Genomic DNA, 11,228 nt, shown 5'->3' with positions numbered 1-11,228 from the left:
CGCTAGACACCGCCGTGCGCCGCCCTAGTCTCCCGCGACTTAAGGGAGATAAGGATGCACGAAGTGGACGAGCATTCAGCGGGACGGTTGAGCGAGAGCCGCAAACTGCTGATCGAGCAGCGGGTGACAAACGAGAAGCCGAGCGTTGGCGTCGCCTATCTGCTCTGCGTCTTTCTCGGCATGTTCGGTGCCCATCGCCTCTATCTGGGCGAGAAGGGCACCGGCATAATCATGTTGCTGCTTGGGGTGACGCTGATCGGTCTTTTCGTGACCGTGTTCTGGGCCTTGATCGACCTGTTTCTGATCCCGTCGATCATGCGGCGAAGAATTGAGGAAACGCGGCAAAGGCTAACGATTGAAGCGTTGGCTTGATTCCCCAAACATCGCCTCCAGACGAGCCTCGTCCAGTTCCCGCTCGCGCTGCGTCACTTCGGCCCTCCACGGTGGCGGGCAGTTCATGGCTTCGGCTCGCCTGCCTTCTGCCACATAGGCGACTGACAGGTCACGGATCGTCCGGGCCTCCCATGCCGAAAGGCAGACTCCGGTATTCTGCTGCCAGTAGTGGATTTCCCGCCAGCTAAGCGGAACCGGAGCCATTGCGCCCGCTTCCGTCAGCCCGATCTCGACAAGGCGGTTGATGATGTGGGGTGCGGGATTGGGCGGCATACGGACAGGCACACCGTCCCTCTTCAACTGATCCAGGCGGCTCAATTCGGGTGCCTTGACCTTCGCCGCACGCATCCTTTCGTCCGGCTTCGGCGTGGCATGGAGCCACGCCAGGTACCGGACATACAACTTCAGTCCGCGGGAGAGGCGTTCTTGAAGTTTCCCCAGTCATTGAGGTGCTTCGTGACCTGCTTGGTGATGAAGCCGAGTGACCGGTCGAGATAGAGTGCCGCAAACCGTTCCGCGTCGGGCTTGCCCTTGGCAGGCGGATAGTCGAAGTTCTCGAACGCCACGGTGATCGCGGCCAGGTCTTCCGCCGTCTCCGCGTCGCGCTGCTCGGGCGAGGCGACTGACAGCTTCCCGTCATTCGCCTCCATGCGCTTGATGGCGCGGGCCGTCTGGCGCGCTTCCACCTGCGCGAACTGCCTGGAACCGGGGCCATAGACAACGATGCGGACAGGATTGCCCTTGTCGTCGTAGAGGTGCTCCCCATCCAGTCCCTTGAGGTGGATGGCGGAAGTATCGCTTGCGGCCTGAGAAGTGATGTCGAACATGGGTTGCCTTTCGCAGGAAGGATGCACCGCCCCGCCCGGCGACCTGCGATGCGCAGACGGGGCGATGCTCATCGACCGGACGCGCCGGGAAAGTGGTTACGGGGCGGGAACGCGCACGTAATTGGTGCAGACCTTGACGGTCGGATTGGCCGTCGTCACCGTGTCCGCAGTGTCGATGGTTTCGGGGGCGCCGAACACGATCCCGCCGAAGTAGACCTTTTCGCCATCGGGGCGGGTGATCATGAACGAGTAGAACTTGCTCGTCGGATCGTTCGCCGCCGTCCTCATCAGCGCCTGTCCGGCGTCGTTGCTGTCCACAGCGTAGGACGGGTTGAGCGTGCCGTTGTCGCGCGAACCCTTGAGCGTGATCTTCGGGCCCTTGAGCGGCTGGAACTCGACTTCGGCGAAGGTGCCACCGATCGCTCCGATCTTGTCGATCAGGCCGATCTCGGTGAAGGTGAGCGCCGCATAGCCGGCGGCGTCCTGGGTGGCGGGGGCAGCAACGGAAATGGCGAGCGCCGAGCCCGCCGCAGTGGAAAGTGCCATGTTCATATCCTTCTATGGCGAGCCGGCGATGCCGGCGGGGTATTGCCGATGCGGCAATCTGGTTCAGGCGGGCTTGTCGCTGCCCGCTTTTTCGGTAGCGTTGGCGAGCAGGCCAGCAGCGGCGTAGTTCGCGTATTCGCCTTCGGTCAGCGTGACCGTCGAGTTGGCGGTAAAGGTCTTGCCGGATCCCGCGTCGGTAATGTCGCGCACAAAGGTCGCGCGGCGACCCTTCTCCTTGTCGGCCATTGGTATTCTCCTGATCTGTAGGTCAGAGGTGGTGGTCGAAGCTGACCCGGAAATCCTGCGTCTGCTCGAACGTGGTTATGCCGGTCAGATCGGGTCCGGTTCCGGCGCTCAACACGACGGTGTTTGTTGTGCCGCCGATGTTCCCCGTCTGCCCCGCGCAAGCATCGCGGACCGCAGCGATGATCTCGCGCTGTTGCCGGTAGTTATTTGCGCGGGCCATAACCGCTACGCGCTCTGTTATCCGCACAATGCCTTGGCGCTTGAGAGGCTGCCGCTCCACAAGGCTGACCGAACGAACCAGCAGAGAAGGCAGGGTTGCGTTGTCGGGTAGCCTGCCCGCCCTGATGTTCGCCGGCGGGACCAATGCGGTTACGGCGGGGTCGTCGGCCAGAAGTGCCCCGATCACGTCGACCCCGCTCATTCGTCCACCTCTGCCGCGCCGCCGGTGCTCTGTCGCAAGCGGGTATTGATGTATGCTTGTGCCGCCGCGATCGCCTCGTCCTGCTTGACGTCGAGCGCGGGCCGCAGGAACGGATGCGGACGCGCGCCGGGGTGCAGCACGGTTGCGCCGACGAAATTGCCGCCGATCACCAGCGAACCCTCCTTGACCTTCGTGTTCACCCTCCCGACGCTCAGCCCTTGCCGCTGGCTATCGTCGACGCTGATGAAGTGAGGGTCCGTGCCGTATTCCAACCACGGCGCGATGTATGCCCCCTTCCCCTTCACCTGGACCTTGGCGATCACCCGGCCCTGTTCGTCGCTGGCTCGGGTGGCGACCTTGATTGCGCCCCGGACGTCGCTGGAGATGACACGGTCCTTGGCTTCATCCGCCACGATCTTCGCGGCAGCCCTGGCGGCGCCGCGAAGGATGTTGGTCGCCAGCGCCACCTGCGTCCTGGCAATGTATGCCCTCACCTCGTCCGCGCCGCGAGAAGTGGCCATTATCCGCCTCCTCCGGCCGTGCTGTAGTCCTCCGCCATGAACTCCAGTCCGTCGCGGTTGCCGATTTCAGCCGGCGCGGAGACGATCTGCATGACCCTGTCGCCCATCACTACCCGCATGGAGGCGTCAATGTCGTTCCGGTAGCGGATCCGCACACGGGCGGGACGGGTGGCGATGCTCAGGCCGTCGGCCAGCTTCTCGCCACGGCTGGGCAGCATGTCCTGCACCTGTGCGCGAACACTGGCCACAAGTTGCCATGATGCCGAACCCGCGCCTGTAAAACTATCGTCTGCAACGGGCCGCTCTATGCGGATACGATACCGCAAGTCTCCCGCGTTCATAAAATATTCCGGTATGGTTGTATCAGGGCTGAAACCCCGAGAGGAATATCAGTGACCGCGCGATCCGCTGTGGCTTCGCGATATTTGTAGAGATGTCCCAAAAGTAGTTTGACGGCAGCAAGAAGGTCTGGCGCTTCATCTGGCGCAGAAAGTCCGGCCATGAACGTCATCACAATCGGGCCGCTGGACGAGGGCCAGCCCAACGCATGTGAGGGAAGAACCTTATTCTCGACTAGCCGCGCGCCAGTATATGAAATGAAGGCGGCTTGACTATCCAGAAAAGCCACCTCCTCAAGGTTCGTAGCCGGACGAACCGGCAGTTCAATGGTCGAAAAGAAGCAGGGGATGGTCCAGCGGAAACGGCTTGGCGCGAGAGCAATGCCGGACATTTTCTCGATGTGGGTGATAGCTGCATCCCTCAATTGAGCTATCAATGCGTCGTCAATCTCATGCTCGACGACGATGTGCGCTTTTGCATCTGCCAGCGGTAGAACCGCCTCGCCGTCGAGCAGAGAGATGCGGCGGAGAGTGAATGACATAACCGCCGCTCCTCTCTTTCTTGTCAGGACTTCTTGCGGTTCGCCGTCTTCGATTGCGCATCTTCGCCATCCAGCGACGGCACCGGGGCAGACTGCTCAACCTGGGATGCCTCTGCCTCGCCTCGGGCAACCTTGCGGGCGTTCTCGCTCAGCTCCTCAAGTTCTGCGGCATATTGCGGAATGCTCGGGGTGCTTACATTCCCGTCATTCCCGCTCTTCATCATCTTCGTGCCGACGCGAACGGTCCGGCCGGGCTTGATATTCATGTTGGGCTTGAGTGACATGTCAGTTCTCCAGAATACGGGCCGCCCAAGATGCGGGCGGCCCCTCTCTTGTGGCGTTACGATCCCTTACGGCGCAACGGCGGCGCCAAACGGACCGGTCACGAACGCCTCGGGACGCTTCACCGCCAGCGCGCCACGTTCCTCGCAGCGGATGGTGATTTTGTTGTGCTCGAAATCGTCCGCGTTGGTGGTGGCAATGACGACGTTCGCATCTTCGCGGGTGAAGAACTGCGCGCCGCTGCTAAAAGCGCCGACCAGGAACTCGCCTTCAAACTCCGGAACCTCGGTGGCGACCACCGGCAATCCCCACAACGTGGGTCCGGCCAAGGCCAGCGGATTGGCCAGAATGTAGCCTCCGGTCGAGTCCTTCGTCAGTTCGATCCCGGCCCAGTCCATGTGATGCAACACGATGCCCGTTGAAGGCAGGCGGGCCAACTGAGCCTGCAGGATAGCGAGCCGGATGTCGTCGATCCGGGTGCGGGACTCAGGCTCAAAGGCAGGTACGTAGGCAGACGCCTGAGGCACAATGCCTTCGATGTTGGTTGCGCCACCCGCCCCGAACAGGATTTCTTGCTCTTCGGCATAGGCAAGACCGAAGCGCATTTCGGCATCCACGGTGCTTTGCAGCTGGGCAAAATCATCAAGGATTTGCTTGGAAGCCTTAAAGATGTGCGCAATGGTCACAACCGGCGTAATCTTGGTGTCGAACGTGATGGTCGACTCCGGCTTTCTCACGCCTTCGGGAACAACGGCGGCATTGTTCACAAAACCAGACTGCTGCACCCAGAAGATAGCTGGCGAGGTCGTCCTGCCCGAGGCGATGAGATCGCGAATGAACAGGCGCTGCCTCGGCATCTGGTCAATACCCGGCAAGCGCTGCGGCTCGACCACGCCTTCTGCCACGCCAGAACTGAGCAGGGCGTTTTTCACAGGAATATTGATGGTCTGACCGGCTTGCAGGTCGCTGGACTTCATCCCCTTTACGGTCTCGTTATCGATCAGTTGCGCGCCAACCGACCTGGGCTTGTCGGCCCGTTCACCACGTCGCTCGCTCTTCCGCTCGACGTCTTCCAGACGGGCAATAAGCGTCTCGACCTTGCCCGCGACCTCAGTCTGAGAGGTGATAAGCTTGTCGACCTCTCCCTTGGTTGCCTGAGTCATATCCCCGAAGTTTTTGACTTCGGACATTGCGTCCTCCGCCTTCTTGGTGAGATCGGAGTTAACTCGCTCAAGATCACCGGACAGCGCCTTGAGCGTCTCATTCAATTCCTTGAAATCAGCCATGCTGGCCTCCTGATAAATGGCTTGAGAGATTACTTGCAGAGGCGCAGGCGCATCGAAGCGGCGCGAAGCCGGGCCAACCCCTCGTCTAATTCGCCAGCGCTCGGCATGGCAGGGTCGGAGGCAGCGCTCGGCATGACTTCCGTAATTTCCTTGAGCAGCGAACGACGCTCTGCGCGAGGCATTCCGGCCTTCGCCAAAGCTGCCTCCAACCGATATGCAACCGGCCTGTCCTGCATGTTTCGAGCGGCGGTGACGTTGTCGCCTGGCAACAGTTGGTCGGCAAAACCATTTTTTACTGAGTCTTCGCCCGACATGAAGGTCTCGGCGTCCATCATGGCTCCGATCTCGGAGGCGGAAATGCCGGTCCTGTCAGCGTAAAGCTGCGCAAGAAGGTCATCAAAAACCTTCATCGTCTCGAATGTCTCGGCCATGGTGTGCCGATCTCCCATGGCAATCCACTGTGTATTGTGGATCATCATCAGGCCCGCCTTGGCGATGCGCAGGTCGTCAGCCGACATGGCGATGATTGATGCGGCCGAAGCTGCAATGCCGATAACATGGACTGTCACAGTCTCGGGATGGGCACGCAGCATGTTGTAGATTGCCAGGCCGTCAAAGAAATTGCCGCCCGGTGAGTTGATTTGAACTGTGACGGGCCTGTCCCCGATGCTTCTCAAGGCCGCCCTGATGCGATTGGGCGTGACGCCGGTGCCATCCCAGTTCTCACCAATCTCGGAGAGGATGGAAATTGTCGCATCATCCCTTGATGCGGCGGTGACAGAAGGATCGAATGCCGCTCGGGCTTGCGGGTGAACGGAAAAGTCAAGCCCATCGGGCGCATCGGGGCGCGTCAGTTCGGGAAGCTGTCGTTTACTCATTGCTGCTCCTCCGGCGATGCGCCGCCTTTGCCCTTCGCTTCGCTTATGGGGACGTTCTGCATCTGCATTCTGGGTATGTCGCCGCCTTCCACGGGCGGCAGTCCCTCAAGCGCGCGAACCTCGTTGATCGTGATCACCCCTCCATCAAGGAGGGCGCGATAAAAGTCTGAACGAGCCCTGCTGTCGCCGCGCAGCAGATCCTCCAAATTGAAGCTGACCGTATATCCCTGGCGCCTGTCGTCCACTGTCAGGAGCTGTTTGCGAATAGACTGCTCGATCTTCTTGAGCCGCTTGCGTAGCGTGAACTTTTGGAACCCGAGTATTTGCTGCTCTAGTCCGGATCCGAAGCTGGTGACCTTTTCTGTATGCCCAACCATGAAAGGCGGAACACCAAAGACGCGGCAGATCTGTTCAACACTGAAACCGCGCGATTCCAGCATCTGCGCCTCTTCCGGGTTAAAGCTTATCTGCTGCCACTTGAAATCGCTGTTGAGCAACAACGGCCGACCAGCGTTCATCGCGCCAGCGTATTTATCGGTAATCCTTTTTTCCGCCGTCATCATCTGTTCGGGAGTGAGTTGCTTGTCGGCGACAAGTGCTCCGGGTGCCCTGATGCCGTTTACGAAGGTCCTGTTGGCGGCTCTTTCAATAGCCTGGGCTGTGCCAAAAGTGCTCCGGTTCCACGAGAGTGTCGACATGCCGCCCATAGGGTCGCCGCCGTGTCCGCGGATATGGAAAATGTTATCCTCGTCGGCGACCTGGCTTTGTCCGTCATGCCAGCGGTATTCGAGATGTCCCGACTGCGCGCGCTTGACCTGCATGATTTCCGGCCGGATGGGAGTTAGGCTGATAATGCTTCCATCTTGCCGCCTGCCGATCCGCGCATAGGCATTGCCCCACAGTTCCAGGCTGAGACACATCATCTCCCAGAAATCGACCGGCGTCTGATCGGCGTTGGGATCGTCCAACACCGCCTGCAGCGGATGGTCGGGCGCCGGCATCTTTATGCGGCGCTCGTCCTTCCTGTACACATCCAGAGAAAGAGACGCTTGCGTTCCCGCCAGCAGATTGACGCATGCCCACGCCGTGGAGAGGCCCATCACCGAAGACGCGGTGACAACTTCGTCGGTGTCGGTCGATCCTCCGCCAAGAAACTGATACAGATCGCCTTCCTGAGCTGTCATTCCCGAGCGCAGCCATGAAGTGGCCCATGTCCAGATGCTCACGCCGCGACGGCTTCCAGCCACTGGTCTGTTGACCCATTGCCCTCAGGATTCCGGCTCATCAGCATCACCGCGTTGAACGCCGCCATGAGCGGGTCGATCTTGGCTGCACCGGAAATCTGCTTCGTGATCAGCACGGCATTCCCCCTTCGCTCGACCCTCGCGTTGCCGACGCACCACGCCATCAGTTCCGACCCGTCATGCCGCAGCGTTCCGTCGTTCAGCTTGCGCTCCGTCCCCAGAACCGCACCGTTGAGGCGGTAGCCCTGCAGCACCGCCTGCATCTGCTCGTCCGCGATGCCGCGCTCAGCCATCTCGTCGAGCATTGCAGTGACGCCGATCGGGTCCAAACCAACCGCTGCCTTCTCCGGCAGCAGGCCGGCCGTATTCAGCCGCTCCACGATGTCTGCCGCCTCGACTATGTCCTGCGTCGGTTCGTCGCAGATCGTGAGGCTGCCCTCCGCCGCAAAGTCCTGCAGCCGGGAGACGATGTCCTTGCGCCGTTGCAGCACAGTGCTGTGCGCCCATGCGTGACACCACAAGAGCCAGTCGCGCGTTTCCTTATCGCGACCGATGACGGCAAGGCCCATCAGGTCGTCCAGCCCGCCGCCGTCGACCCCGACCACCGCCACCTCGCTCCGCTCCATGAGGGTTTCCAGCGTCAGCGACCTGTCCGCTGCGTTAAGCCAGTAGCGTGCGCCGACCCAGGCGTCGTTCCGCAGCGCCAGGCCGATCTCGACGTTGAGGTGCTTGGCGAGAAACACCTGCTTCGAGCCGTCATCCGCACCACGGACCTTGATCCACTCCTCTTCGAGGTATTCGCGTGACACCGACAAGCCCAGGTTCGGGTTGGTGATGTGGAAGTGATCCGGGTTCTCGTATTCCCGGTTCTTCACCATCTCTTCCGGGAACTCGTAGAGAACGCCAAGGCTCTTGGGGTCGCTGATCAATCCATCGCGGACGTTGCGGAAATAGTTCAACTTGGTCTTGAACACGCCCGAAGGCGGCTCGTCGGACTGTGTCGTCAGATAGATCGTGAACCCTTCCGGGCGGGACAACTGCCCGCCGGTTGCCTCGCGAAACATGGCATCGGCCTTCGCGTTCTTGCCGAACAGCCACAACTCGTCGATCAAAACGCCGGTTGCCTTCTTCCCCGAAACAGTGGCGCTGTCCGCCGCCACCACCTTGAGGTGCGCCCCGGTTCCCCGATGTCTGATCGTGCGCTCGTGATCCTTGCAGTGCAGCAGCCGGTCCAGTTCCGGATCGGCCTTCACCATGTCTCGGGCCGGGGTGTAGCTGTTGTCGGCAACCTCCTTGGTCGGCGCGAGGATCAGAAACTCGGCGGAATGACGCTCGTTGCGGATCAGCTCGGTAAGCATGATCGCCGCCGCACCGGTGGACTTGCCGTTCTTCTTGCTGATCAGCAGGAAGAACTCCCGAATTTCCCTTACACCGGTCTCAGGGTTAAGCGCCCCGAATATCTGTGCCGCGAAGTCGCGAACCCATGGCCTCGCGGCCTCGCCCAGTGTCGGTTGCCCCAGCGCATCGACCAGCACCAGGCTGTCGAACACCTCCATGCTTGCCGCAGCCTCATCCGCGAACAGCGGCGGATGAGGTATGAGACTCAGCCCCTTGATGATACGCTCCCGCCAGTCCGGGAGCGCGGTGGTCCGGGTCACACGTTACTCACGACCAGTTTGGGAGACCGGCGAGGCGCGAACTTGCCGGATGCCGCGATCTGCTGCGCGTCCTCGTTCTGTTGCTCCTTCTTGCCCTTCGCCACATCGGCGGGCTTGGCGTGAACGTAAGGTGCTGCGGCCTGGGCCATCGCGGCACGCAGTTTCAGATCCTGTTCCTCGTCGCGCATCACCGCCAGCATGAAGTCAAGCGGCGACATGCTGCCCTTGCTGCGCTTGGCTGCGACGTGACAGGCCTCAATCGCGTCGCGCACGGCCTTTGTCTTGCGACCAGCGCCAGGGCGCGCTCCACCTCGGGGCATTGATTGCACTCCTTCGCAGCCCGATTTTCATACCGGAGGGATTTTATCTCCGCGTGGGACGGAGGGCGGTATTACAGTACCTTAGGCCACAGACATTCATCCACCCCCCCCCTTGAGCATGAACGCCTGGTTCACCAGTGTCCCTGCTCCTGCCTCTGCTTCACGCCGCTGTGGCAAGGTGCGCACAGGCACTGGAGGTTGTACTCATCCCAGAACAGCCGTTCATCGCCACGATGAGGCCGCGTGTGATCGGCCACCAACCTTGCCGTGTCGCCTTCCAATCTGCCGCACAACTGACAGGTGAACCGATCTCGCACCAGGACACTCCAGCGCAGTCGCCGCCAGCGCGCCGTGTTGTACCACTTCCGCCACGGCTGATCATTGCGGTAGGCGTCACGCTCATGCGTCGTCTGCGGCTGCTGCAAGCGGTATGGCCGTGCGATGGACAATCGATGTGGCGCCGTCTTCAATCGCGGCATGCACCCACCTCTTGGAATTTGCCCGCGCTGCAGCTGTCGTGGTGGGAGCGTCACGTCTGCGAGGCGGGCCGGACGCCGGGGTTCCGTGCGCCCGATACGAAAACGCCCGCCGTCGTGGGCGGGCGCAATTCCTGAACCTGTTCGTTTTGAACACGCAGAATCCGAAAATGTCAATAGCCCAATCGCATGGCGATGACGCTGGCGACAAACCGGACGACGAGGCGGGCGGAGTTGCTGGCGCTGCGGCTGGTGTCGATCCCGGCGGCGGCGAGGCCGGCGGGGGCATTGAAACGCACCACGTCCTCGTAGACGCGCCAGTACTGCGCCGGGACCATCGACGCCATGTGGGCGAGGTCGGCGCGGGCCTGATGCGCGCGCAGTCCGTCGTGGGAGCGCGAGACGGACAGGCGCTCGGCATAGCGCGACGTGACCTGCGGCGACGGGATCATTTCCCACAGCCGCAGGCAGTCGGCGATGACGCGCAGCGAGGGTTCGTCGAACTCTCCGGCGTTGATCCAGCGCTGGAGGATCGTGCTCTCGCGGTTGCGCATGACGATGGCGCGGGTGTTGGTCTCCGCGTTGATGATCGTCTCCTCGACGTAGCCGCCACGGGCGAGCTGCTCGGGTGTGGGCTTTTCGAGGGCGATGGCGGGCACGCGGCCCTTGTGCTTCTTGCGGGCGATGGCGGGCACGCGGCCCTTGTGCTTCTTGCGCTTGGTCACACCACTCCCCTCCTCGTCCGTGTCATGACTTCGGCCGCCTCGGGTTCGCTCAGGCCATAGGAGCGCACGAGCATGGCCCTGATCTCGTCGGGCGGCCGGGTGGAGGCGCACGCGATCTGCACGGCGGCGGCGAGGCGGGCGGCGCGGGTCGGTTCGGGGCGGCGGCGCATGGGCGTGATCCTCAGAACGGGATGTCGTCGTCGAGTTCGGCGGCGGAGTATGGCGGCTCGGGGTGAGACGCGACCGGTGTCGCGGGCGGCGAGGTCGGCGATCCCCTGTCGCCGAGCATGACGAGATGGCCGCCGTAGCCGGAGACGGCGATCTCGGTGGTGGTGCGGTCGTTGCCGGACTGGTCCTGCCACTTGCGGGTGCGCAGGGAGCCTTCGATGCAGACCTTCGAACCCTTGCGCAGGTAGCGCTCGGCCACGCCGACAAGGCCGTCGGACTGGAGCACCACATTGTGCCACTCGGTGCGTTCCTTGCGCTCGCCGGTGTTTTTGTCCTTCCAGCTCTCGGACGTGGCGA

19 protein-coding genes are annotated in these 11,228 nt (G+C 61.9%); 1 reads left to right on the top strand and 18 read right to left on the bottom strand.

What is annotated here, in order from left to right; translation table 11 throughout:
• Nucleotides 1-54: 54 nt before the first annotated feature.
• The gene (locus ETO60_RS08505; RefSeq protein WP_199798859.1) at nucleotides 55-372 is read left to right on the top strand and encodes a TM2 domain-containing protein; all 318 of its coding nucleotides are present in this window, start codon (nucleotides 55-57) and stop codon (nucleotides 370-372) included.
• Here ETO60_RS08505 and ETO60_RS08500 read toward each other — a convergent pair.
• The 18 genes from ETO60_RS08500 to ssb all read right to left on the bottom strand — a co-directional run.
• On the bottom strand, nucleotides 349-678 hold the full coding sequence (locus ETO60_RS08500; RefSeq protein ID WP_234026406.1) for a hypothetical protein: 330 nt from the start codon (nucleotides 676-678) through the stop codon (nucleotides 349-351). The genes ETO60_RS08505 and ETO60_RS08500 overlap by 24 nt on opposite strands.
• A gap of 119 nt (nucleotides 679-797) precedes the next feature.
• A complete protein-coding gene (locus tag ETO60_RS08495) occupies nucleotides 798-1,220 on the bottom strand; it encodes a hypothetical protein (RefSeq protein ID WP_130004741.1) in 423 nt (140 codons plus the stop codon).
• A gap of 96 nt (nucleotides 1,221-1,316) precedes the next feature.
• On the bottom strand, nucleotides 1,317-1,766 hold the full coding sequence (locus ETO60_RS08490; RefSeq protein WP_130004739.1) for a hypothetical protein: 450 nt from the start codon (nucleotides 1,764-1,766) through the stop codon (nucleotides 1,317-1,319).
• 63 nt (nucleotides 1,767-1,829) lie between these two features.
• On the bottom strand, nucleotides 1,830-2,012 hold the full coding sequence (locus ETO60_RS08485) for a hypothetical protein (protein WP_130004737.1): 183 nt from the start codon (nucleotides 2,010-2,012) through the stop codon (nucleotides 1,830-1,832).
• Nucleotides 2,013-2,034: 22 nt separating this feature from the next.
• A complete protein-coding gene (gp17, locus tag ETO60_RS08480; RefSeq protein WP_130004735.1) occupies nucleotides 2,035-2,433 on the bottom strand; it encodes a tail completion protein gp17 in 399 nt (132 codons plus the stop codon).
• The gene (locus ETO60_RS08475; RefSeq protein WP_130004733.1) at nucleotides 2,430-2,954 is read right to left on the bottom strand and encodes an HK97 gp10 family phage protein; all 525 of its coding nucleotides are present in this window, start codon (nucleotides 2,952-2,954) and stop codon (nucleotides 2,430-2,432) included. The genes gp17 and ETO60_RS08475 overlap by 4 nt, the downstream gene beginning before the upstream one ends.
• Nucleotides 2,954-3,295 carry a phage head closure protein gene (locus ETO60_RS08470; RefSeq protein ID WP_130004731.1) on the bottom strand — a complete coding sequence of 114 codons (342 nt, stop codon included), beginning with the start codon at nucleotides 3,293-3,295 and terminating at the stop codon, nucleotides 2,954-2,956. Before ETO60_RS08470 ends, ETO60_RS08475 begins: the two co-directional genes overlap by 1 nt.
• Complete coding sequence (locus ETO60_RS08465) at nucleotides 3,292-3,834, bottom strand: head-tail connector protein (RefSeq protein ID WP_130004729.1); 543 nt, start codon at nucleotides 3,832-3,834, stop codon at nucleotides 3,292-3,294. The genes ETO60_RS08470 and ETO60_RS08465 overlap by 4 nt, the downstream gene beginning before the upstream one ends.
• A 23-nt stretch (nucleotides 3,835-3,857) precedes the next feature.
• Nucleotides 3,858-4,118: a hypothetical protein gene (locus ETO60_RS08460; protein WP_130004727.1), complete on the bottom strand. Its 261-nt coding sequence runs from the start codon at nucleotides 4,116-4,118 to the stop codon at nucleotides 3,858-3,860.
• A 66-nt stretch (nucleotides 4,119-4,184) separates the two neighbouring features.
• A complete protein-coding gene (locus ETO60_RS08455; protein ID WP_130004725.1) occupies nucleotides 4,185-5,402 on the bottom strand; it encodes a phage major capsid protein in 1,218 nt (405 codons plus the stop codon).
• A gap of 29 nt (nucleotides 5,403-5,431) precedes the next feature.
• The gene (locus ETO60_RS08450) at nucleotides 5,432-6,280 is read right to left on the bottom strand and encodes a head maturation protease, ClpP-related (RefSeq protein WP_130004723.1); all 849 of its coding nucleotides are present in this window, start codon (nucleotides 6,278-6,280) and stop codon (nucleotides 5,432-5,434) included.
• Nucleotides 6,277-7,506 carry a phage portal protein gene (locus ETO60_RS08445; RefSeq protein ID WP_130004721.1) on the bottom strand — a complete coding sequence of 410 codons (1,230 nt, stop codon included), beginning with the start codon at nucleotides 7,504-7,506 and terminating at the stop codon, nucleotides 6,277-6,279. Before ETO60_RS08445 ends, ETO60_RS08450 begins: the two co-directional genes overlap by 4 nt.
• Complete coding sequence (locus ETO60_RS08440) at nucleotides 7,503-9,182, bottom strand: terminase large subunit (protein WP_130004719.1); 1,680 nt, start codon at nucleotides 9,180-9,182, stop codon at nucleotides 7,503-7,505. Before ETO60_RS08440 ends, ETO60_RS08445 begins: the two co-directional genes overlap by 4 nt.
• A complete protein-coding gene (locus tag ETO60_RS11295; RefSeq protein WP_199798858.1) occupies nucleotides 9,179-9,454 on the bottom strand; it encodes a hypothetical protein in 276 nt (91 codons plus the stop codon). Before ETO60_RS11295 ends, ETO60_RS08440 begins: the two co-directional genes overlap by 4 nt.
• Before the next feature lie 179 nt (nucleotides 9,455-9,633).
• Entirely contained in the window at nucleotides 9,634-9,981 is a 348-nt protein-coding gene (locus tag ETO60_RS08430) for an HNH endonuclease (protein ID WP_130004717.1), read from the bottom strand.
• A 170-nt stretch (nucleotides 9,982-10,151) separates the two neighbouring features.
• A complete protein-coding gene (locus tag ETO60_RS08425) occupies nucleotides 10,152-10,703 on the bottom strand; it encodes a hypothetical protein (RefSeq protein ID WP_130004715.1) in 552 nt (183 codons plus the stop codon).
• Nucleotides 10,700-10,873, bottom strand: a complete 174-nt coding sequence (locus tag ETO60_RS11255; protein WP_165362150.1) for a hypothetical protein — start codon at nucleotides 10,871-10,873, stop codon at nucleotides 10,700-10,702. Before ETO60_RS11255 ends, ETO60_RS08425 begins: the two co-directional genes overlap by 4 nt.
• 11 nt (nucleotides 10,874-10,884) lie before the next feature.
• Nucleotides 10,885-11,228 (bottom strand): single-stranded DNA-binding protein (gene ssb, locus ETO60_RS08420; RefSeq protein WP_130004713.1); only part of this gene is annotated, 344 nt, incomplete at its 5' end.

The sequence above is a fragment of the Qipengyuania thermophila genome, assembly GCF_004153605.1.
Lineage (GTDB): Bacteria > Pseudomonadota > Alphaproteobacteria > Sphingomonadales > Sphingomonadaceae > Qipengyuania_B > Qipengyuania_B thermophila.
This window is presented reverse-complemented; position numbering and strand designations above follow the sequence as displayed.

Coding starts and splice junctions, on each gene's coding strand:
- ETO60_RS08455 (WP_130004725.1), bottom strand. CDS start 5,402: ATGGCTGATTTCAAGGAATTGAATGAGACGCTCAAGGCGCTGTCCGGT.
- ETO60_RS08470 (WP_130004731.1), bottom strand. CDS start 3,295: ATGAACGCGGGAGACTTGCGGTATCGTATCCGCATAGAGCGGCCCGTT.
- ETO60_RS11255 (WP_165362150.1), bottom strand. CDS start 10,873: ATGCGCCGCCGCCCCGAACCGACCCGCGCCGCCCGCCTCGCCGCCGCC.
- ETO60_RS08475 (WP_130004733.1), bottom strand. CDS start 2,954: ATGGCCACTTCTCGCGGCGCGGACGAGGTGAGGGCATACATTGCCAGG.
- ETO60_RS08450 (WP_130004723.1), bottom strand. CDS start 6,280: ATGAGTAAACGACAGCTTCCCGAACTGACGCGCCCCGATGCGCCCGAT.
- ETO60_RS08495 (WP_130004741.1), bottom strand. CDS start 1,220: ATGTTCGACATCACTTCTCAGGCCGCAAGCGATACTTCCGCCATCCAC.
- gp17 (WP_130004735.1), bottom strand. CDS start 2,433: ATGAGCGGGGTCGACGTGATCGGGGCACTTCTGGCCGACGACCCCGCC.
- ETO60_RS08465 (WP_130004729.1), bottom strand. CDS start 3,834: ATGTCATTCACTCTCCGCCGCATCTCTCTGCTCGACGGCGAGGCGGTT.
- ETO60_RS08490 (WP_130004739.1), bottom strand. CDS start 1,766: ATGGCACTTTCCACTGCGGCGGGCTCGGCGCTCGCCATTTCCGTTGCT.
- ETO60_RS08505 (WP_199798859.1), top strand. CDS start 55: ATGCACGAAGTGGACGAGCATTCAGCGGGACGGTTGAGCGAGAGCCGC.
- ETO60_RS08485 (WP_130004737.1), bottom strand. CDS start 2,012: ATGGCCGACAAGGAGAAGGGTCGCCGCGCGACCTTTGTGCGCGACATT.
- ETO60_RS08460 (WP_130004727.1), bottom strand. CDS start 4,118: ATGTCACTCAAGCCCAACATGAATATCAAGCCCGGCCGGACCGTTCGC.
- ETO60_RS08430 (WP_130004717.1), bottom strand. CDS start 9,981: ATGCCGCGATTGAAGACGGCGCCACATCGATTGTCCATCGCACGGCCA.